20 protein-coding genes and 1 other RNA gene are annotated in these 20680 nt (G+C 54.4%); 14 read left to right on the top strand and 7 right to left on the bottom strand.

Annotated features, from left to right (window positions below; genetic code table 11):
• Window positions 1-6: 6 nt before the first annotated feature.
• Window positions 7-2487: a P-loop NTPase gene (locus ACYCZJ_RS12635; RefSeq protein WP_461554583.1), complete on the bottom strand. Its 2481-nt coding sequence runs from the start codon at window positions 2485-2487 to the stop codon at window positions 7-9.
• A 235-nt stretch (window positions 2488-2722) separates the two neighbouring features.
• Window positions 2723-3637: a LysR family transcriptional regulator gene (locus tag ACYCZJ_RS12630; RefSeq protein ID WP_461554582.1), complete on the bottom strand. Its 915-nt coding sequence runs from the start codon at window positions 3635-3637 to the stop codon at window positions 2723-2725.
• A 121-nt stretch (window positions 3638-3758) separates the two neighbouring features.
• Here ACYCZJ_RS12630 and ACYCZJ_RS12625 point away from each other — a divergent pair, with 121 nt between their 5' ends.
• The 6 genes from ACYCZJ_RS12625 (at window position 3759) to ACYCZJ_RS12600 (ending at window position 8698) form a co-directional block, all read left to right on the top strand.
• The gene (locus ACYCZJ_RS12625; protein ID WP_461554581.1) at window positions 3759-4304 is read left to right on the top strand and encodes a cytochrome b; all 546 of its coding nucleotides are present in this window, start codon (window positions 3759-3761) and stop codon (window positions 4302-4304) included.
• 10 nt (window positions 4305-4314) lie between these two features.
• A complete protein-coding gene (locus tag ACYCZJ_RS12620) occupies window positions 4315-4902 on the top strand; it encodes a YceI family protein (protein ID WP_461554580.1) in 588 nt (195 codons plus the stop codon).
• Window positions 4903-4938: 36 nt separating this feature from the next.
• Window positions 4939-5505 carry a YceI family protein gene (locus ACYCZJ_RS12615; RefSeq protein WP_461554579.1) on the top strand — a complete coding sequence of 189 codons (567 nt, stop codon included), beginning with the start codon at window positions 4939-4941 and terminating at the stop codon, window positions 5503-5505.
• A gap of 11 nt (window positions 5506-5516) precedes the next feature.
• The gene (locus tag ACYCZJ_RS12610; protein WP_461554578.1) at window positions 5517-6299 is read left to right on the top strand and encodes a DODA-type extradiol aromatic ring-opening family dioxygenase; all 783 of its coding nucleotides are present in this window, start codon (window positions 5517-5519) and stop codon (window positions 6297-6299) included.
• 55 nt (window positions 6300-6354) lie between these two features.
• Window positions 6355-6906 (top strand): NADPH-dependent FMN reductase, encoded by a 552-nt coding sequence (locus ACYCZJ_RS12605; protein ID WP_461554577.1) that lies wholly within the window; start codon window positions 6355-6357, stop codon window positions 6904-6906.
• Window positions 6907-7135: 229 nt separating this feature from the next.
• Window positions 7136-8698, top strand: coding sequence for a phospholipase C (locus ACYCZJ_RS12600; protein WP_461554576.1), 1563 nt, complete (start codon window positions 7136-7138; stop codon window positions 8696-8698).
• 116 nt (window positions 8699-8814) lie between these two features.
• Here the strand turns inward: ACYCZJ_RS12600 and ACYCZJ_RS12595 are convergent, their stop codons facing one another.
• Window positions 8815-10779, bottom strand: a complete 1965-nt coding sequence (locus ACYCZJ_RS12595) for an APC family permease (protein ID WP_461554575.1) — start codon at window positions 10777-10779, stop codon at window positions 8815-8817.
• Between the two features lie 84 nt (window positions 10780-10863).
• Here ACYCZJ_RS12595 and ffs point away from each other — a divergent pair.
• The 7 genes from ffs to ACYCZJ_RS12560 all read left to right on the top strand — a co-directional run bounded on the left by ffs (window position 10864) and on the right by ACYCZJ_RS12560 (window position 16908).
• Window positions 10864-10962: signal recognition particle sRNA small type (ffs, locus tag ACYCZJ_RS12590), an RNA gene on the top strand.
• 45 nt (window positions 10963-11007) lie between these two features.
• A complete protein-coding gene (dnaX, locus tag ACYCZJ_RS12585; RefSeq protein ID WP_461554574.1) occupies window positions 11008-12666 on the top strand; it encodes a DNA polymerase III subunit gamma/tau in 1659 nt (552 codons plus the stop codon).
• Between the two features lies 1 nt (window position 12667).
• Window positions 12668-12994 (top strand): YbaB/EbfC family nucleoid-associated protein, encoded by a 327-nt coding sequence (locus tag ACYCZJ_RS12580; RefSeq protein ID WP_124706171.1) that lies wholly within the window; start codon window positions 12668-12670, stop codon window positions 12992-12994.
• A gap of 112 nt (window positions 12995-13106) precedes the next feature.
• The gene (gene recR, locus ACYCZJ_RS12575) at window positions 13107-13706 is read left to right on the top strand and encodes a recombination mediator RecR (RefSeq protein ID WP_124706170.1); all 600 of its coding nucleotides are present in this window, start codon (window positions 13107-13109) and stop codon (window positions 13704-13706) included.
• A gap of 145 nt (window positions 13707-13851) precedes the next feature.
• Complete coding sequence (purB, locus tag ACYCZJ_RS12570; protein ID WP_461554573.1) at window positions 13852-15228, top strand: adenylosuccinate lyase; 1377 nt, start codon at window positions 13852-13854, stop codon at window positions 15226-15228.
• Between the two features lie 57 nt (window positions 15229-15285).
• Window positions 15286-16143 (top strand): tetratricopeptide repeat protein, encoded by an 858-nt coding sequence (locus tag ACYCZJ_RS12565; protein ID WP_461554572.1) that lies wholly within the window; start codon window positions 15286-15288, stop codon window positions 16141-16143.
• Between the two features lie 18 nt (window positions 16144-16161).
• Window positions 16162-16908, top strand: coding sequence for a GAF domain-containing protein (locus ACYCZJ_RS12560; RefSeq protein ID WP_461554571.1), 747 nt, complete (start codon window positions 16162-16164; stop codon window positions 16906-16908).
• 39 nt (window positions 16909-16947) lie between these two features.
• Here the strand turns inward: ACYCZJ_RS12560 and ACYCZJ_RS12555 are convergent, their stop codons facing one another.
• Both ACYCZJ_RS12555 and ACYCZJ_RS12550 read right to left on the bottom strand, forming a co-directional pair.
• Window positions 16948-17646 carry a Crp/Fnr family transcriptional regulator gene (locus tag ACYCZJ_RS12555; protein WP_461554570.1) on the bottom strand — a complete coding sequence of 233 codons (699 nt, stop codon included), beginning with the start codon at window positions 17644-17646 and terminating at the stop codon, window positions 16948-16950.
• A gap of 229 nt (window positions 17647-17875) precedes the next feature.
• Window positions 17876-18286: a hypothetical protein gene (locus ACYCZJ_RS12550; protein WP_461554569.1), complete on the bottom strand. Its 411-nt coding sequence runs from the start codon at window positions 18284-18286 to the stop codon at window positions 17876-17878.
• Between the two features lie 299 nt (window positions 18287-18585).
• Between ACYCZJ_RS12550 and ACYCZJ_RS12545 the strand changes: the two genes are divergently transcribed.
• Window positions 18586-19449 (top strand): YihY/virulence factor BrkB family protein, encoded by an 864-nt coding sequence (locus ACYCZJ_RS12545; protein WP_461554568.1) that lies wholly within the window; start codon window positions 18586-18588, stop codon window positions 19447-19449.
• A 119-nt stretch (window positions 19450-19568) separates the two neighbouring features.
• Here ACYCZJ_RS12545 and ACYCZJ_RS12540 read toward each other — a convergent pair whose 3' ends face one another.
• Window positions 19569-20357 (bottom strand): DUF4197 domain-containing protein, encoded by a 789-nt coding sequence (locus tag ACYCZJ_RS12540; protein ID WP_461554567.1) that lies wholly within the window; start codon window positions 20355-20357, stop codon window positions 19569-19571.
• Between the two features lie 114 nt (window positions 20358-20471).
• On the bottom strand, window positions 20472-20680 hold a 209-nt coding region (locus tag ACYCZJ_RS12535), incomplete at its 5' end, for a trehalose-6-phosphate synthase (RefSeq protein ID WP_461554566.1).

Here is a 20680-nt window from a genome sequence, read left to right as displayed (position 1 = left end):
GGCGGCTTACCTTTTGATCGCTAAATACTCTTTCATCTTGCGCTGGAAAAACTCATCTTCTTTAAAGTATTTAATCCCAAAATTAATACACTCTTTTAGACGCCGCGATGCATCTTTATGACTGGGATTGATTGACAAAATTTTGAGAAGTAGGTCACACAGTGTTGAGGTCGGGTATGCGTCAGAGTTGCCCCGGCCGAGCCGTTCTGTTTCAAGAAGGGCGACTCCCTCCTCATATGCTGATTCATCAGTGCAACCAGATTCAATGTACTTATCAACCAGTGCAGTACCTAACGAATGACGTGTCTGGAAAGAATTGTAATGAATAAGCCCTGTGCGAAAGCAATCGATAGCATTATCAAGCTCCCCAATTTTTCTATAGAATCGGCCAAAATGTAGCCAAAATACACCGTCTTTTCCATAGACCTTTTGTGCTTCATGATAAGTTTTTTCAGTATCGATTCTTCTAGAACCTTCTTGGAAATATTTATCGTATAAGAAATTAAACGAAATAATTTTCTTGTATATTTGATAGGCAATCGGATGATACTTAATGTCTTCAATAGAGAATTGCCGGGAAATATATTCAAGAATTCCCATAATAAATTCGACAGAGCCATGGCCGGATATGCAATTATCAAAATAATATTCCGCAATAACTCTATGTCGACAGTTGAGTTTTCCTGCTGGACAAAGCACGATGTCGAGCAAATCTGCATTTAAACAACTTACAATCTGTTCGACGCTGGTCTGGAGAAAACCCGCAACATATTTAATAGGTATCTGAAATCCAAGAGTATTCATAATTGCTGCAACATCGAGTATTCGGTGAGGCAGCACGCCTTCTACAGAATGGTAGTCAAGGTAAATCTTTTGCTCGAAGTTCTCATGTGTCGTTAGTGAGAACAATGTAGAAAGAAGATCTCCACCATACCCCCGTTCCTTATCCACAATGATGTTCGCACGCTTTTCGATTGAAAACTCTGAGAATCCCTCATATGTAAGTCCATGTTCGTCAATCTTCAAAGCTATTGAAATAGCATCATTCACTATTAGCCGCCCCATTTCGAACTGGCTTGAGATATCTTTACAGTCCTCCAATTGGCGCTCGTTCTTCTTATAATCTTTTGCTCGATCCTCTAGAATAAATAGGCAATGTGGTTTCTTCTTGTCCCTTAGCCGGTTAGCGATAGCATTAACTGCATAGTAGTACTCAGCTGCAGAATAAAATACGATTACAGATTTACCTGAGAAAGCACTCACAATCTCAAAAAGAAGATCTACATCGATTCCATTGGCAGATTCATATTCGTAGACGTAGGGGTAAGTCTTAATGAGTTCATATAGAGCGGCCCTTATTGTTGTCGTCTTGCCAGAGCCGCTTGGACCAACTACATTTATTATGCTCACGCCATCTGTTTGAGCCTTCATGGCAATGCCAAGTAGCTTGATTAACTCACTGATTCTAGAAGTGGCAGCATGTGCAGAATTGGAAATATAGAACCAATCTGGGTCTACCCCTGTCATGAAGTGGCGAAGTATCCCAACGGATTTGCTAACCCGATCCAACTCGGTAAGTACTGGACAAAAGGCTTCCTTGAACCAACTTCTCGCCTTAAGATTTACCCTTGCCGTTTTCGATGCTGGAACCGTATCTTGAATTATTTCGTCAATGGAGCGAGCTGTTAGATTTGAGAAAATACTTTCAAAAAACTCTTCGGCAGTAGCGTCAATAACATCAAAACCTGCGGCAATATAGTTTTCTCGCTTAATTTCATCTGGACTTGGCATTACAATCCAGTTTTGTCCGCCTGAAATTTCTCCGTACAGCCTCAGTCTCGCGGCCAAGTGGGAATCTATATCTGCTTCATCTAGCTGATTGCCAATGACCACAAGGCCACCAACCATTATTTTCGCAGCAAGCTCGTTATGCCAATCAAGAGTTCGGCTTCCGGCATTGGCGTATTCAAAGTTTGAAAAGATGAAGCCATCTGCTAGTTTTTTTATACTTCCATGAATGGAAACGACCGGTACGGTTCCTATAGAGCTACTAGCTAATTGCGGCTCAGTAAAGTTGAAGAAACTGAATTCAGCTCCCAGAATCCCTTTGGACTTAGCCTGCTTAAATGCAATCTCCAAAACATTGTCTATGTTTGTTGTGTAAATTCGACTCCATACATATTTAAACATTTTCTCTTGCCAGGGTTTTGCTGTCTGGACAGTAAAACATTTTGCAAGAAAATCTTGGAACTCGGGGATCTTTCTAGACGCAAATAGGTAGGCATCTTTCAAGGATGTCCGTGCGCCTGCTTTTGTTCCAGCCTTTTTCAAGAGCATGTCGCGCAAACCATCACCGCTAGGAATCCCCGACCCCGTTTCGGTGATATTTCCAAGACTAAAACCTGCTCCTAAGAGTAGAGATATCTCCCCCTTATTGATAAGTGGGCAAATTAATTCTTTTACTTTGTCGATATCATCCGAACGCATGCATTTCACCTAATTTTTTAATGATTTTTCGATTTGAGTGCGACCATATGCATCATCTAAACCATGGGCACAAATGTAGTCTCCCCGTTCAAGTAACTCGGCGGTTACAGTTATATACCCAAAAAATTTCTCGCTTAATGTAGGCTTTTTTCGTTTTCCCGGCAAATCGTTTGAAACATGCAAGCGCATTAGCGAGAAAAACAAAATCGTCCCGTGAGGTTTTTCTTGTACTCCCTCACTTCATTTTCAGAATCCCGTCCCACGGCGGTTTGGGCCCTATGCGTTGGGCAAGATATTCGACCAGGGTACTGACGCGATGGGGCACATAGCGGTTGCTCGGGAAGACGGCGTAGATACCCGCTTCCGAAGTTTGAAATCCGCGCAGCAGTATTTCCAGTTTGTGTTCCCGCACGGCTTGTTCGGCCATGAAGGTGGGGGCGCTGGTGATGCAGATGCCGCGAATCGCGGCGGCGAGCAGGGCATCGCCGCTGTTGGCTTTGAGCCGGCCGCTCACCGGGAACCACTGCGTTTTGCCGTCCATGATGAAAGGCCAGCTTGAGTGGGTAGTGAGCAGATAGCCGGCGCACTCGTGCTGGATCAGTTCTTTGGGATGTTTGGGCCGGCCGTGGCGCTTCAGGTAATCGGGTGCGGCGAGGATGACGGCGCGGCTGCTGCCGATCTTGCGTGCCACGTCGCCGGGGTCGAGCCGGTCCGAGATGCGGATGGCCAGGTCGAAGCCGCCTTCTATCAAATTAACGCGCTGGTCGCTGAATACCAGTTCGATCGATATCGCCGGGTTGGCGGCCATGAAATCGCCGAACATCGGCATCAATTGCTGAATGCCGAACGAATACGGCAGGGTGATGCGGATATGCCCGCGCGGTGCGTGCTGGTCGTCGGTCAGGCTGGCTTCGGCGGCATCCACCAGGCTTAAAATTTCGCGGCATTTTTCCAGGTAGCCAGCACCGGTTGAAGTGAGGCTCAAACGCCGTGTGCTGCGCGCCAGCAATTTGCTGCCCAGATGCGTTTCCAGCGCGGCGATCTGCCGTGTGACCACCGAGCGTGCCACGTTCATTTGTTGCGCCACGGCAGAAAAACTGCCGAGTTCGACTACCCTGAGAAAGAGCCGCATGCTGTCCAGCCTGTCCATGAACGCCCTTTCATTGTTGCTTTAAACGCAATGATAATTTGTTAATTGTAGACTATTTCAACTACAACGACTTGCGTAAAGTACACCCATCGATCAACCCCTCGCGTTGCGGATTTTGTCCATGAGCCAACCTGTCAGCTATACCCGTACTGCAATAGTCCTGCATTGGCTGGTGGCCATTGCGATTATCGCGTCTTTCGGTGTGGGCCTGTACATGTACGATCTGCCGTTGTCACCCGACAAGCTGAAAATCTATTCGTGGCACAAATGGGCGGGGGTGACGATCTTCGCGCTGGTGCTGTTGCGGTTGTTCTGGCGGCTTGCATATCGGCCACCGGCAGCGCCTGCCGGCATGCCTGCCTGGCAGCATGCCGCAGCGGAATATGCACACTATCTGCTGTATGCCCTGATGGTGGCGGTGCCGCTGAGTGGCTGGCTGATGAGTTCGGCCAAGGGATTCCAGACGGTGTATTTCGGCGTGCTGCCGTTGCCCGACTTGCTTGCCAAAAACAAGGAACTGGGCGAGGTGCTCACCGTGGTGCACAGATGGCTGAATTTCACTCTGGCCGGGCTGGTGGTGATTCATGTGGGCGCGGCGCTCAAGCATCATTTTTTCGACCACGACACTGTGCTCGCACGCATGCTGCCTTTTATCAGGAAGCCTTAGGAGATTTGCAATGAACAGCTTGATTAAAAAAACTGGACTGCTGGCCGGCGCGTTGGTCTTGTGGGCAAGCTGTGGCGCGCAGGCGCTCGAATTCAACCAGCTACAGGCAGACAAGAGCGCGGTGTCGTTTGTGTACAAACAGATGAATGTGCCGATTGAAGGCAGCTTCAAACGCTTTCATGGGCAGATCAGTTTTGACCCGGCGAAACCGGCGCAGGCGCGGGCTGAAATCGACATTGACCTGGCCAGTATCGACGCCGGTTCCGACGAAGCCAATGACGAGGTCGCAGGCAAGCTCTGGTTCAACACCAAGGCATACCCTGTGGCGCGTTTTGTGGCCACGTCGATCAAGCCGCTCGGCAACAATCGGTTCGAGGTGGCGGGCAGGATGAGCATCAAGGGCCGTACGCACGATGAACGAGCCGTGGCCACGTTTCAACCGCAAGGCAGCAACGGCGTGTTCGCAGGCAGTCTGGTTTTGAAACGCGCCGGCTATGGCATCGGCGAAGGCATGTGGGCCGATTTCGGCACCGTAGCCAACGACGTACAAATCAAATTTCGTCTGGTGGCCGCTGCGGCAGCCGCCGGTAAGAAGTAGTTGCTTGTACCCATTTTTTAACCAAGGAGATTCACCATGAAAAAACTCGCTATCGCACTGGCTTTTGCTTCAATCAGCACCGTTACATTCGCTGCGCCGGTCACGTTCAATATTGATACCGCGCATACTGCGCCGCGTTTCGAATACAACCATTTCGGCTACTCCAACCAGATACACAGCTTCGACAAGACCAGCGGCAAGATCGTGCTGGATAGCGCGGCGCATACCGGTTCGGTGGATCTCACCATTGATGCCAAATCGGTCAACACCGGCTTCCCGCTGTTCAATGAGCATATCCAGGACAAGGATTTTTTCGATACGGCGGACTACCCGGCCATCACGTTCAAATCGACCGGCGTGAAATTCAAGGGTGACAAACCGGTATCGGTGGAAGGCAACCTGACGGTCAAGGGAATCACCAGGCCGGTCACGCTGACCGTCACCTCGTTTCAGCAAATGGTGAACCCGATCCTGAAGCGGGATGCGATCGGCGCCAATGCGATGGCAAAAATCAAGCGCTCGGATTTCAACATGGGCAAATACGCGCCGTATGTTTCCGATGACGTGAACCTCATCATCGCTGTCGAGGCGGTGAAAGAGTAAGGGAGTACAGCATGTCCCGCATGCCTGTTGTTTTTGTTTCTCACGGCGCACCGGATGCCTTGCTGAATGCGCCGGACGCGGTGGCTTGCTGGCGCGAGATCGGCCAGCAGGTTGCGGATCCTGTCGCGATACTCGTGGTTTCGGCGCACTGGGAGGCGCGCGTGGCGACGGCCAGCTTGTCCGGGGCACCGGAAACCCTGCACGATTTCACTGGTTTTCCGCAGGCGCTATACCGCATGCAATACCCCGCGCCGGGTGCGCCGCAGCTGGCTGAACGTGCGGTGGCGTTGCTATCTGCGGCCGGCATGGCGGCGGAGCTTCACCCCGGCCGCGGGCTGGATCATGGCGCATGGGCGCCGCTGTCGGCGATGTACGCGCAAGCCAATGTGCCGGTGACGCAACTCTCGCTGGTGCGCAATGCCGGCGTCGCGGCCCATGTTGCCATGGGACAGGCGCTTGCAGCCTTGCGCGATGAGGGTGTGCTCATCGTCGCGTCCGGCGCGATTACGCATCACTTCGGCTGGCTGGATTGGCAAGCTAAAGCAGATCAGCCGCCTGTGTCGCAAGCGCAGGCGTTTACCGATTGGGTCGCCGAACGGTTAGCCATGCGGGATGTTTCCGGAATGCTCGCATACCGCGCTGCGCCATACGGCGCGGAGGCGCATCCAACCGAGGAGCATTTTCTGCCGCTGTTCGTGGCGCTGGGCGCTGCGGGCGACGATACACCGCAGCGCTACCGCCCGAATTTTGCCTATGGCGGCATGGCCATGGATGCCTATCTATGGCGCGGATGAGCCAGGGCTGTAGCACGGGTTATTAATTCATTCATCATTTTTACAGGAGATCATCATGAGCCAATATCAAATTGCCGTTATTGTCGGAAGCCTGCGCAAGGATTCATTCAACCGCAAACTGGCGAGCGCCATGGAAAAACTGGCACCGCCGGAATTCTCGTTCAAGCAATTGCAGATCGGCGATCTGCCGCTTTACGATCAGGACGAAGATGCGAATCAGGCCGATGCCGTCAAGCGTTTGAAAACGGAAATCATGGCAGCGCAGGGCGTGTTGTTCGTCACGCCTGAATATAACCGCTCCATCTCAGGCGTACTGAAAAATGCCATTGATCATGCCTCGCGGCCATACGGGCAGAGCGCATGGACCGGCAAGCCCGCCGGGATATTGGGTACCTCGGTCGGCCCGCACGGTACGGCGATGGCACAGCAGCATCTGCGCAATATACTTGCCTCTCTGGATATGCCTACGCTGGGACAACCCGAAGCCTATATTCATGCGCGGGAAGGCTTGTTTGACGAGTCCGGCAGCATAGGTGAAAGCAGTAAGGATTTTTTGCAGAAGTGGATGAACAGATATGTTGTCTGGGTGAAAAATCATACGGCCTGACCCGGTAAAAAGTGGGAAAGTCAGGACTCGACAGGTGATCTGTGCAGAAATCCTTTGGCAAATAAATCCGCAAAATCATTCGCATGTGACGGCTGACAGCAATTGGTAAGTATTTTGTAAGTTGATGTTCATCTCCCCGCAGTACGAGATAGGCAGACTGGAACTGCTGTACCTCTACAGGCCCAAAAGACCGGGCTTTCTCTGAAACTCAATAAAGGGGAGTTAAACCATGGCCTCCAGCCATAAGTCATATTTCAAGTCTCGCCAGACGGTTCTTGCATTCGCGCTATGTGCCGCGCTTCACACAGCCATGACGCCATTTGCCATGGCTTCTGACGACAGCCGGACTGCGACACCGATCAAGCACGTGGTGGTGATTTTTCAGGAAAACGTGTCTTTCGATCATTATTTTGCAACTTACCCGCATGCAGCCAATCCGGCCGGCTCGCCTGCTTTTATGCCGCAGCATGGGACACCTTCGATCAACGGATTGACGCCCGAACTGATCAACAATAATCCTAACTCAGTTAAACCGTTCAGGCTGGATCGCAGCCAGGCGATGACGTGCGACATGGATCACCGCTATACCCAGGAGCAGCAGGCCGCAGATGCCGGCCTGATGGACAAGTTCGTACAGAATACCGGCGCCCATTACGGCAGTTGCGACCCGTCACAGGTGATGGGGTATTACGATGGCAACACGGTGACCGCGCTGTGGAATTACGCGCAGCATTTCGCCATGAGCGACAACTCCTTCAGCACGACTTACGGGCCTTCCACACCGGGTGCGCTGAATCTGGTCGCGGGCCAGACGCATGGCGTGACGCCGGCCGACCTCGCCGGGGTGACAGCCAACGGTACGGTGATCAGCGATGCCGATCCTGCGTATGACGATTGCTCCAACCATACCAAACCGGTGTTGGCGATGAGCGGTACCAACGTGGGCGACTTGCTGAACAGCAAGGGCGTGACCTGGGGATGGTTCCAGGGCGGTTTCCGCCCCACCGGCATGAGCAACGGCAAGCCGGTGTGCGGCGCGACCAGCCAGAATATCGCCGGGAAAAGCGTGAGCGATTACAGCCCGCACCACGAGCCGTTCCAGTATTACGCGTCCACGTCCAATCCCCACCATGTGGCGCCTTCATCGGTGGCGATGATCGGCAAGCAGGACCAGGCCAATCATCAATATGACCTGTCCGATTTCTGGTCGGCGGCAGAATCCCGCCACATGCCCGAGGTGAGTTTCCTGAAGGCCAAAATGTCGCAGGATGGCCATGCGGGTTATTCGGATCCGCTGGATGAGCAGACCTTCCTGGTGCAAACCCTCAACCGGCTACAGCATTTGCCGGAGTGGAAGAATACGGCCGTGATCATTGCCTATGACGATTCGGATGGCTGGTATGACCATGTCATGCCGCCGATTGTCATGCAGTCCAACGATCCCGCCTACGATGCGCTGACCGGCCCGGGAAGCTGCGGCACGGCTGCGCAGGGCGCGTATCAGGATCGTTGCGGTTATGGCCCGCGCCAGCCGCTGCTGGTGATCTCTCCTTACGCCAAATCCAACTTCGTTGACCATGCAGTGACCGATCAATCTTCCATCCTGCGCTTCATTGAAGACAACTGGAATCTGGGTCGCATCGGTGATGATTCGGCAGATGCCAAGGCCGGTTCGCTATCGAATATGTTCGATTTCAGGATGGGTCCGGCGCGTAACCGATTGTTCCTCGATCCGGCAAGCGGCCAGGGTGTAAATGGTGGCGACCATGATGCAAACGGGAACCATGGCTAAGCATTCATGTTTTAAATAAAAGGAGAAGCGTTTCCTCTGGCGAGTGGTGCTGGCTGCACCACTCGTTTTTTTTTAAGCTGCGCGACGAAAATACGTATTCGCAATGGATCGCGCTTTCATACCTTCATCGGCAAAATGACCATCTGCATCCCTTGCAGATGAAGCCGGCGTTGCAGCACGTCGGCGGTCTGGTTATGGAGCAGGCGGGTTCCCCAGTTGTCATGCACGAAGATCAGTTTGCTGGCGAAGAATACGCAGTTGGAATAATCCGCATGGGTCTGTTGCGCGAGCTTGGTGAGTTCCTGAGCCACGTCGCTACCATAGGCCAGCCGGGCTTCGGCAGCCAGGTCATGGTGATGGCAGAAATTAACGAAATACTGGAGGTTTTCACCGACTTCATCGCGCAGGTTTTCGAGCGCGCCGGTGCCGCCATAGCTTTGAGTGTCCACCTCACCGACGCTGAGGAAAATGAAATTCTTGAAATGATCCGGGAACAGGCGCTGTATCCAGAGCAGGCTGTGCATGCCGCTGCCCCGGCTTTTCCCCACCAGCAGTACCGCGGTGGGCAGGGCAGGGTCGAGCACGGGCGGCGTGGCTACCGGCGCCATCTCCTGTGCGGCAAATAAATTATCCACCTGCTTGAGCTGGGCGCGGGTTTCATCATAGTGGCGGCGCACCAGCAAGCCTGCGCCAATGACCATGCTGGTAATGAGTACGGTCATCCAGCCGCCCTCGCTGAATTTTTCGACAATCAGCACGATCAATATACCGCCGGTGACCGACAGGCCTGTGCCGGACAAGGCCAGACGCCATATCCATTTCTGTTCCACACCGCGATTGCGCCACCAGTAGATGCACATGCCGGCCATCGATAGCGAAAAGGTCAGAAACACATTGATGCCATACAACACCACCAGCAACGTGACGTTGCCACGCGTCAACAGCAATACGCCGATCGCCGCGACTGCCATCAGCATCACGCCATTGCGTGTCACCAGCCGGCTCGACAGATAGCTGAACTGGTGGGGCACCCAGCGATCTGCCGCCATATTGGCAAGCACCGCCGGGCCACCCAGAAAACCGGTGTTGGCAGCGACAAACAACAGCCCCGCCTCCAGCGCCAGCACAACGGGCAACAACCAGCGTGCCCAATCGATGCCGCCCAGCGTCCAGCTGCGCAGGATTTCCCTGAATACCACGGCATTCAGGGTTTCACCAGGCACGTGGTGCACATTCCAGAGCAGATACAGCATGATGATGCCGCTGGCGGTGAAAGCCAGTGATACAGCCAGGTAGAACATGGTCCACTTGCCGGTGCGCGCACGTGGTTCAGCCAGCGTATTGACGTTGTTGGAAACGGCTTCCAGCCCGGTGTAGGTACCGCCGCCGGTCGAGTAGGCCAGCAGCAGGTGGGAGATGATGAACATCCAGCCCATCTGCGCACTCAGGTTAAATGTTTCGGTGGCAGTGTCGTGCATCAGGGTAGGCAAGCGGCTGCTGTGAAACAGGATGCCGTACACAATCAGCACCAGATGGATCACGACAAAGCCGAGAAAAATGGGCAGCAGAAACTTGATGGATTCTTTCAGTCCGCGCAGATTCAGGATCACCAGCAGCAATACAAATATCAATCCGGTGGCCAGCTTGAAAGCCTGCGCTCCAGCCGGCAGCAGGGAAAACAGCGCATCGGCGCCGCTCGCGACTGAAATGGCGATGGTGAGCACATAGTCCACAATCAGTGCTGCACCTGATATCAACCCGGCATGCGGGCCAATGAGTTTGGTGGCGACTTTGTAGCCGCCGCCTCCGCTGGGGAATAATTCGATGACCTGGTTATACGCAAACGAGATCACGAACACCGTGATGGCGGTGGCGATTGCCAGATACAGTGCCAGATGGGTATGCTGGCCAAGCGCGAGGAAGGCTTCTTCGGGACCGTAACAGGAAGACGACAAACCATCCGCACCCAGCCCCACCCAGGCAAAGAAGGCGATTAGCGCGATATGCTGGCGCGTTTCCGGCTTCATCGGATCGCGCGGGGCACCGAAAATCTTGTCTCTAAGCACGTGCAGTGTAGGCATTGCCGTGATTTGTTGTCTGCAGTTATCCGTGACCGCGCACTATAACGCTTTGCCGCACCTTGAGGCTAGCGTAGAATATATAGCGGCGGGCCTCCCCGCATTGCAAGGTGGTGAACCTGGTCAGGTCCGGAAGGAAGCAGCCACAGCTATTTATTGCAAGTGCCGGGGGCCGGGCTCGCCACTTCCACAGCCCGTCTCATCTTTGTGTTTCTGTTAAACTTGGGCGCTATGGCATATCAAGTATTGGCGCGTAAGTGGCGCCCCAAATCCTTTGCAGAGCTGGCCGGTCAGGAGCATGTGGTGCGTGCGCTGAGCAACGCGCTGACCCAGAACCGGCTGCATCATGCCTATTTGTTTACCGGTACGCGCGGCGTCGGCAAAACGACGGTAGCGCGCATTCTAGCCAAAGCACTCAACTGTGAAACCGGGATAGGTGCCACCCCGTGCGGAGTGTGCTCGGCATGCACGCAGATCGATAGCGGGCGCTTTGTCGATTTGCTGGAGCTGGACGCTGCTTCCAATACCGGCATCGACAACATGCGCGAAGTGCTGGACAACGCGCAATATGCACCCACGGTAGGCCGCTTCAAGGTTTACATCATCGACGAAGTGCACATGCTGTCCAAGGCGGCGTTCAACTCCATGCTGAAAACGCTGGAGGAACCGCCCGAGCACGTCAAATTCATCCTCGCCACCACCGATCCCCAGAAGATTCCGGTCACCGTACTGTCGCGCTGCCTGCAATTCAACCTCAAGCAAATGGCGCCGGAAATGGTGCGCGAACATCTGGACAAGGTGCTCGGGCTGGAAGGCATCCCATCCGAGCCCGCCGCGTTGCGCCTGATTGCGCGCGCCGCCGCCGGCAGCATGCGCGATGCGTTGTCGCTGCTGGATCAGGCTATCGCCTACGGCAATGGGCAGGTGCTGGAAGACACGGTGCGCAGCATGCTGGGCGCGATTGACCAGCGTTACCTGTTCAATCTGTTGAATGCGCTGGTGGCAGCCGATGGCGCGGCGCTGCTGGGCGAGGCGGATCAGATGGCTGCGCGCAGTATCGCTTTCGACGCGGCCTTGCAGGAACTGGGCGCGCTGCTGCACAAGATTGCACTGGCGCAAACCGTACCCGCCGCGCTGCCGGATGACTTGCCCGAGCGCGACGCCATTCTCGAACTGGCGCAACGCATCGATGCCGAGACAGTCCAACTTTACTACCAGATCAGCATCCTCGGGCGGCGCGACTTGGCGCTGGCCCCGGATGAATTCGCCGGTTTCACCATGACCTTGCTGCGCATGCTCGCATTCGTGCCCGACATGGGCGGTACGCATATTTCTGCGCCATCCGATGCGCCGGTCATGAGCCGCCCGGTTCGCCCTGCGCCAGTGCTGGTGGCGCGGGAGCCAGATGCGCAAGCCGTGTCAGCGCCGCCACCTGCTGCACCGGTTTCCACCCAGAATGTACCCCCTGAACCCGTACCGGCTGCTGCACCTTCCCAAATCACGGCTTTTGATGGCGATTGGACGGCCTTGGTAACGACTTTAAAATTAGGCGGGCAGGCGCGCATGCTGGCCGTGCATAGCGAGCTTGAATCCTGCGCAGGCGACTGCCTGCAGTTAAGGGTGCCGGTTGCCCATAAGCATCTCGCCGACAAGTCCTATCAAGACAAGCTGCGTGAAGCGATCAGTACCCATTTTGGCCGGCCCATGCGCCTCCAGGTCAGCCTCGCGGAGGGCGAAGCCAATACGCCGGTGCGCCAGCAGAATGAGGCGCGGGCCGCACGCCAGAGCGAGGCGGAAGCTGTTATCGCCGCCGACCCGTTTGTGCAGGACGTGATGCAGCAATTCGATGCCCGTGTTGTCGAAATTAAATCTATCGCAAAGGAGCAGTGAAATGATGAAAGGTGGTTTGGGCAACATGATGAAGCAGGCCCAGCAAATGCAGGAAAACATGAAAAAAATGCAGGATCAGCTGGCTGACGTCGAAGTTGAGGGCGTGGCAGGGGCTGGCATGGTCAAAGTGTTGATGACCTGCCGCAACGATGTGCGCCGGGTGACCATCGACCCCAGCCTGATGAGCGACGACAAGGATATGCTCGAAGATCTCATCGCTGCCGCCATGAATGATGCCGTGCGCAAGGCTGAGGCGACTACCCAGGAGAAAATGGCCGGTTTTACCTCCGGACTTAACTTGCCTCCCGGCTTCAAGCTGCCGTTCTGATTTTTTTGTGCACCTGGGTTGAAGCTGCCGCAGGACGGGGCGACAGCGCCTGGCGCTGCGCTTCCTGTGGCAAAAAGCAAAAAAGTGTTACCTATACTTTCGTTGACATTCTATGAAATCCCCCACCAGTCTTGAGCGTTTGATCGAGGCGTTGCGCATATTGCCCGGCGTTGGGCCCAAGTCCGCCCAGCGCATGGCCTATCATTTGCTGCAGCGCGACCGCAATGGTGCGCAACGGCTGGGGCAGGCAATCGATCAGGCGCTGGTCAAGTTGCAGCATTGCGAGAAATGCAACGACCTGACTGAAGGCAGCCTTTGTGCAATTTGCGCCGCGCCGAATCGCAATCCCGCCCAACTGGCTGTCGTGGAAATGCCCACAGACCTGTTGATGATGGAACAGACGCAAAGCTACAGCGGGCTGTATTTTGTGCTGATGGGCCGGCTGTCGCCGCTGGATGGCGTGGGGCCGCGCGAAATTCATCTCGACCGCCTGATTCGTCGTGCCACCGATGGCGTGGTGACGGAAATCGTCCTGGCCACCAATTTCACCACCGAGGGCGAAGCCACGGCGCATGCCATCGCCGAGTTGCTGCACGCGCGCGGACTCAAGGTGACGCGTATTGCCCGGGGCGTGCCGGTGGGCGGCGAGCTGGAGCATGTGGATTCCGGCACCCTGGCGCAGGCAGTACTGGATCGGCGCGACTGGACATAAGCCGCTACGGAAAAACCACACGTTCGCCTTTTAAGCCACTCTGCTGCCGGATATTCGCTTCCAATAGGTGCGGTCGCGTGACAAGGGCGCAGTCGTACCCCACTTTTCCGGGTAAAATCGGGCTTTTGCCTTACCGGAAACAGTCATGAGCTTCTCTTCCCTTACCGCCCTGTCTCCCCTTGATGGCCGCTATGCTGCCAAAGTCGAAGCGCTGCGTGCGCATTTCAGCGAGTTCGGCCTGATCCGGAATCGTGTCACGGTCGAGATCGAATGGCTCAAGGCACTGGCCGCCGAGCCGGCGTTTTGCGAGGTGCCGGTGTTTTCGCCCGCCACCATCGCGGTGCTGGATGCAGCCGCAGCCGATTTTTCCGAAGCCGATGCCGAGCGCGTCAAGGAGATCGAGCGCACCACCAATCACGATGTGAAAGCAGTGGAGTACTTCCTGCGCGAGCGCTTCGCCAGTAATCCCGAGGTGATGCAAGTGAGTGAATTCATCCACTTCGCCTGCACCTCCGAGGACATCAATAATCTGTCGCATGCGCTGATGCTCAAGGCGGCACGCGCGACGGTACTGCTGCCTGCGCTGGATAAAGTGACCGCCCGTCTCACCGCGCTGGCGCATGAGCACGCCGAACTGCCGATGCTGTCACGCACGCACGGGCAGCCCGCATCGCCGACTACACTCGGCAAGGAAATGGCCAACGTGGCCTATCGGTTGCAACGTCAGGCTGAGCAAATCAACAGCGTGCCGATGCTCGGCAAAATCAACGGTGCAGTAGGCAATTACAACGCCCACCTGTCCGCTTATCCCGACTTCGGCTGGGAAGGGTTTGCACAGCGCTTCGTGCAAGGGCTGGGCCTGAGCTTCAATCCCTACACCATCCAGATCGAGCCGCACGATTACATGGCCGAGCTGTTCGACGCGGTGAGCCGCGCCAATACCGTGCTGATCGACCTCAACCGCGATATCTGGGGTTATATCTCGGTAGGCTATTTCAAGCAGAAGGTGAAGGCGGGCGAGATCGGTTCCTCGACCATGCCGCACAAGGTGAATCCGATTGATTTCGAAAATGCCGAGGGCAACCTCGGGCTGGCCAATGCGCTGCTGCGCCATCTGGCGGAAAAACTGCCGGTGTCACGCTGGCAGCGCGATCTTACCGACTCGACCGTGCTGCGCAACATGGGTGTGGCACTGGGTTACGCGCTGCTCGGCTACGACTCGTGCCTGCGCGGTTTGAACAAGCTGGAAGCCAACCCGCAGCGCCTGGCCGAAGATCTGGATCACAACTGGGAAGTGCTGGCCGAGCCGATCCAGACCGTGATGCGCCGTTACAACGTGCCCAATGCCTATGAACAGCTGAAGGAACTGACGCGTGGCAAGTCCGGCATCAACCGCGATAGTTTGCATCAATTCATTCAGACGCTGGCCATTCCGGAAGCCGACAAGGCGCGTCTGCTGGCCATGACGCCCGCCAGCTATATTGGCAGGGCCGCGGAGCTGGCGCGCCGCAGCAGCACTTGAAAATATATTTCGCCGTCGCGATTTTAATCACGTTAATGGTGATCAGGAAACCCGGACATGACCGAATATTCGCTTGATGTAGATGCACATAATTTTCAGCAGGTAGTCATCGAAGGCTCGAAAAAGGTCCCGGTAATCGTGGACTTCTGGGCGGAATGGTGTGGCCCGTGCCGTGCGCTCAAGCCGGTGCTGGAAAAGCTCGCAAATGCCTACCAGGGCAGGTTCATTCTCGCCAAGATCGACTCTGATGCGAATCAGGATCTGGCCACGAAATATGGCGTGCGCGGCATTCCCAACATCAAGGCTTTTGTCGATGGTGAAATGGTGGACGAGTTCTCGGGTGTGGTTCCGGAGCCCGCCATTCGCGAATTCATCGAGCGCCTGTTGCCGTCGCCCGCAGATGGCGTGCGCCTGGAAGCAATGCAGGTATTCGCCGATGGCGATGCAGCACGCGCCTTGCAAATGCTTGCCGAGGCGAGCAAGCTCGATTCACAGAATGAACGCGTCCGGCTGGATGCGGCCGAGGTCATGCTGTCACTGAATGAGCTGGAAGAAGTGGGCCGCCTGCTCGAATCGCTGTCGGCGCAAACCGCAGGTGAGGCACGTGCCATGCAGCTGATGGCGCGCCTGCAGTTTGCACGCCAGGCGGAAAGTGGCGATGATGAAGCCAGTCTGATTGCAGCGGTGACTGCCAGCCCGAAAGACCAGGCAGCTCGTCTCAATCTGGCTAACTTGCGGGTTGCCCAGCAACGCTATCAGGAAGCAATGGATGAGTTGCTGGAAATGATGCAACGTGACAAAACCTGGCAGGATGGCCTCGCCCGCAAAACCATGCTGAATGTTTTCAATTTGCTTGGTGGCAGCGGTGAACTGGTGACTGCTTACCGGCGTAAAATGGCGGCGGCACTTAACTAGCGTTTCTGGGGGTTCAAGATGACCGGTAACCCGCTCGACAAGTTGCATGATCTGGCCGGCTTTCTGGAATCGCCGGACAGCCTGGAATACAACCTCGGGCACCTGGTTACGCTGGCCGCCGACACGCTGGATGCTGCGCATTGCTCCATCATGCTACAGATCGAAGGAGACGGCGAAGACTTGCGGCTGCGGGTATGCGCTACGCATGGCGCATTGCCGGATGTGGCATTTACGCAGACGGTGGGACGCGGGGAAGGGATAGCCGGGCACGTCGTTGCTAGCGGCGTGTCGCTCCTGGTTGAAGATATCGAGCAGTCGATTTTTACTGATTATGCGCGTCGACCGGGAGCAAATGCGCATAGTCTGATGTCCGTCCCGTTGAGTGTCAACGGCAAGCTTATCGGTGTCATCAACGTGTCAGAGCCGAATAGCCGTTTGCCATTTATCCAGACTGATCTGGCCCTGCTGGAGACGGTGGCATTTTTTGTGGGAAAGTCGATCCAGGTGGTTCAATTGCAAAACCTGCTCAATTCGCGCTTTGCCCAGATTGCGCTGGCGCAGGAAGCGGAAAAAGCCATTGGCGGGGTGATGCTGTCTACTGCGTACGATACCGATAAAATGGCCAGGATCGTGGCGAAATCGTTTTTCCGAGAGATGACCCAGGCAGGTTTTGGATCCAATCAGATCATTCAGGCGGCCTCGGAAATTATTTCCCAACTATCCACCAGCTTGCACAAACACAGCAAACGCCTGGATAAATCCTGATCCCCTGAATGCACCATCCATGTTCAATTGTCCGTACCATCAGCCCAGTACACTCTGATACAGGGTTCGTTCTGCCCGGTAACATTCGCATGATGCGGTTTCCAGGCCACTGGGGTCGAGAATCGTGATATTTCCTCTGCGATAACTGATCAGATTTCTCCGTTGCAGTGCGGTGGCAGCCTTGGTAATGCCCACACGGCGCACTCCCAGCATATAGGCCATGTCTTCATGAGTTAAATGGAAACAATCGGCGCAGGCCCGGTCTCGGGTCATCAGCAACAAACGTGCAAGCCGCTGTTCAACCACATGGAAACGCATACAGGCTGCCATGCGTGCAAATTGATTCTTCAAAACGTAAGCATAAGCTTGCAGACGTTGTTGCAAAACCATGCTGTACCGGATTTCACTGGTAAAGGTGGTGGCCGGCATGCGTAATGCGGAACCGGTTCCCTGAACAACTGCATAAAATGCTGCCACATCGACACCAAACATGAGGGGTGTACCTAACATGCCTTCCCATCCGACCAAACCGATCTCCAGATGCGAATGACCGTCGATCATCATCACCAGTGAAATGAAGCTGTCGACAGGAAAATAAACATACTCGATAGGGGTGCCTGGCACATTGAGTTCATCCTTAAAGTCGAGGTGAACAGATTCGCATCTTGCCAGAAAATGTTCGTGATCCTTATGTGGCAGCCTGGAAAGCAGGAGATTTTCTGATGTAACGAGTGACATGAAAACGCTCCGGTGATGGCGAGAGATCAAATCCAAAGCACAAGGCGCGAGAACGCATGGTGATGATGTCGTATAGAGGCATGCGCAAAAAATCGGCATGCTTGCTTAATCGTAATGCATTCGCATACAGGCGATGTTCGGCAACGGGATCAATGCCGAATCCACCTGAATGACCATATGTGGAGCAGCATGGCCTTACTCAGGCAAGCCATGCTTTATTCCATATGGATTAATTGTTGCCTGGAGCCGGTGGTGGAACAATCACCGTGGTGTTGCCGCCAGTTGCTCCGGTATCTCCTGTCGCTCCAGTTGAACCTTTTGCACCATCATAGCCAGTAGCGCCCTGTGAGCCGGTTGCACCCGAGTCTCCAGTTGCACCGGCGTCGCCAGGCGCTCCCTGAGGACCAGCAGGGCCAGGTACAACAACGGTTGGTCCCGGGGTTTCGGCGGGTGGAGTGTTGACGACTACGGGTTGTTTTTCGCATGCGCTAAGTGCAAATACTGCAACAAGTGCGGTAGCCAGCAATGAATATTTCATGATTTTATTACCTCCGATTGTAGGAAACCTGCAGTTTCCGATATGCATTAAAATTGAAATCAGTTCTGATAACAATTGTGGTAAGTCAACCAGCACGGTCAATTATCAGGAGCCCGTAATGGTTAAAATAACGCGTACGGATAGCGTAATTTTCCCGAAGTTGATGTACTCGAATTGCCTTGCCTGTGCGCAGAATAGAATTAATCGCCGGGTGACTCTGTGCGTTAGCGAACGTATAGATAAATTATCAATATTCAGAAAATCCGCTAGTCATGAGTCTATGTATGAAAAATGCGTGCGGCTACATACCGGCTCCAGCCATTGAAGGGTAGAAACTATCTTCTGTCATCGGCCTGTCGGTTTGCTTGGGCAGGTTATTTTTACAACCGGGTTACCCTCAAATGAAGAAAATAATACTCGAATCATTAAAGTCGTGGATAGAGCACCGCGCTGCAAGCAAAGGCGCTGCATTGGCTTTTTATACTTTATTTTCCATGACCCCGATCCTGATGTTGGCGGTTGCCATTGCGGGTTATTTTTTTGGAGTGCAGGCGGCTCAGGGTGAGATCATCGGGCAGATACAAGGTCTGGTGGGGCCGAATGGTGCGCAGGCGATCCAGGCCTTGCTGGCTGCAGCGCGTAATCCTGTATCAGGGTTGATGGCAACAATCAGTGCCGTGGTGCTGCTGGTGATTGGCGCAAGTAGTGTATTTGCCGAATTAAAAAGTAGCCTGGATGAAATATGGGGTATATCACGGCCTGGCCATTCCGCCTTTTTTACGTTGCTCCGGGCGCGTTTCCTGTCCTTCAGCCTGGTGCTGGTACTGGCATTTCTGCTGCTGATTTCATTGGTATTCAGCGCTGCCATCGCCATGCTCGAACGGTATGCAGGCAATATGTGGAACGGCTCGCTGATCGTTCTGTCTGGTGTCTCCGTGCTCTTCTCGTTTGGAATTATTGCTATTCTGTTTGCGGTCATATACAAAATGCTTCCGGATGCGCCCTTGTCCTGGCGTGACGTCTGGATAGGCGCTTTAATCACGGCATTGTTATTCAGTTTGGGGAAATACGGGATCGGACTGTATCTGGGTAACAGCGGCGTAGCGTCCAGCTTTGGCGCCGCCGGTGCGATGATCGCCTTGTTGTTATGGGTTTATTATTCAGCGCAAATTTTTTTCCTGGGAGCTGAATTTACGCGTCAGTATGCACTCATGTATGGCAGTCTCCAGGCACGGAGAGACCGCAGTTTGCAAGAAGGTAATTGATTCCCCGTAAGAGTGCTACATGGCTGCTGGCTCAAATGTTAGCGTGCAATCCTTAAGCACCGGAACATGGTTGGTTTGTGGCCGGGCGGTACATGGTAGCAACTACTGCATGGAAACGATCAGTTTTTGATTGCTGAAAAAACCTTTTTTGCCAGTGCGCCTGTGGCCTCCAATGGATTCGCGCGGATGGCTTTTTCCTGCTCGGCCATCATCACGAACAAACCGTCCAATGCCTTGCGGGTAACGTAGTCATCCATTTTGGCATCGCGTTGATCCACCAGACCTAATGCAGCGCCTTTTGCAGCGAACTGATCGTATTTCTGGGCAAGCTGCACTTTTTCCATGGATTTCTCGACAATAGGCTTGAATTTACCGGTCAGTGCTGTTTCGGTTTTCTTGCGAAAGTATTGCGTGGCTGCTTCATTGCCGCCAGTGAGTATGTTTTTGGCATCGTCCACACTCATGGTCTTGACTGCGCCGGCCAGCAACTTTCTTGCTTCAGGCACAGCTGCTTCTGCAGCGCGATTCATGGAGGCAATCAAGTCGTCGGCGTATTTTCCCATCCCCACTGTTTGCATCAGGCCCGCGATTTTTTGCAGATTTTCAGGCAACGGAATGCGTACCTTGTCATTGCCAAGATAGCCGTTCTGTTTCGCCAGTTCGCTCACCGCCGTTTCTGCACCCTGCGTGAGCGCCTGTTTCAGACTGGTGACTTGATCCTTGTTGCTGAAATTCGCCAACCCGGCCGCGGAAGCCGAGGTGTTGTCCGTGTTTTGCGGCAAGGATTTACCCAGATTGAGAATCTGGTCACTGTTAATCATTCCACCCAAATCAAAGGCCAGTGCCGATGAAGAGAAAAACACAACGGATGCAGCAAATACATTGTAGATAAAGTAATACTTCGGCATGATCATCCTCTTTATATTAAGTATTCCGCTCGATGTGACAGGCGAATCCTGCCCCACTCTAACGCCGCATCTGTCAGCATGTCAGTGAAGCATCCATTGCAATGAACCGGTTGGTCATGTGGCAGCGCCGGGGTCATCGCTGCGCACTGCGCGCAGGAAGCCGTCACCCCAGGAGCGCACGTCATTGGCGCGAACGACAGCGGACAGTCGAGACATGCGATAGGCGCGATCATCCTCTGCCAGCGTAAGCGCCAGATGGAGTGCCTGCTCCATGCTGGACGCATCGTATGGATTGGTCAACAGGGCGCCATGCAGTTCAACTG

It is taken from the genome of Sulfuriferula sp., assembly GCF_054605375.1.
The sequence above is the reverse complement of the archived record's forward strand: the minus strand, read 5'-3'. Positions and strand labels throughout refer to the sequence as shown.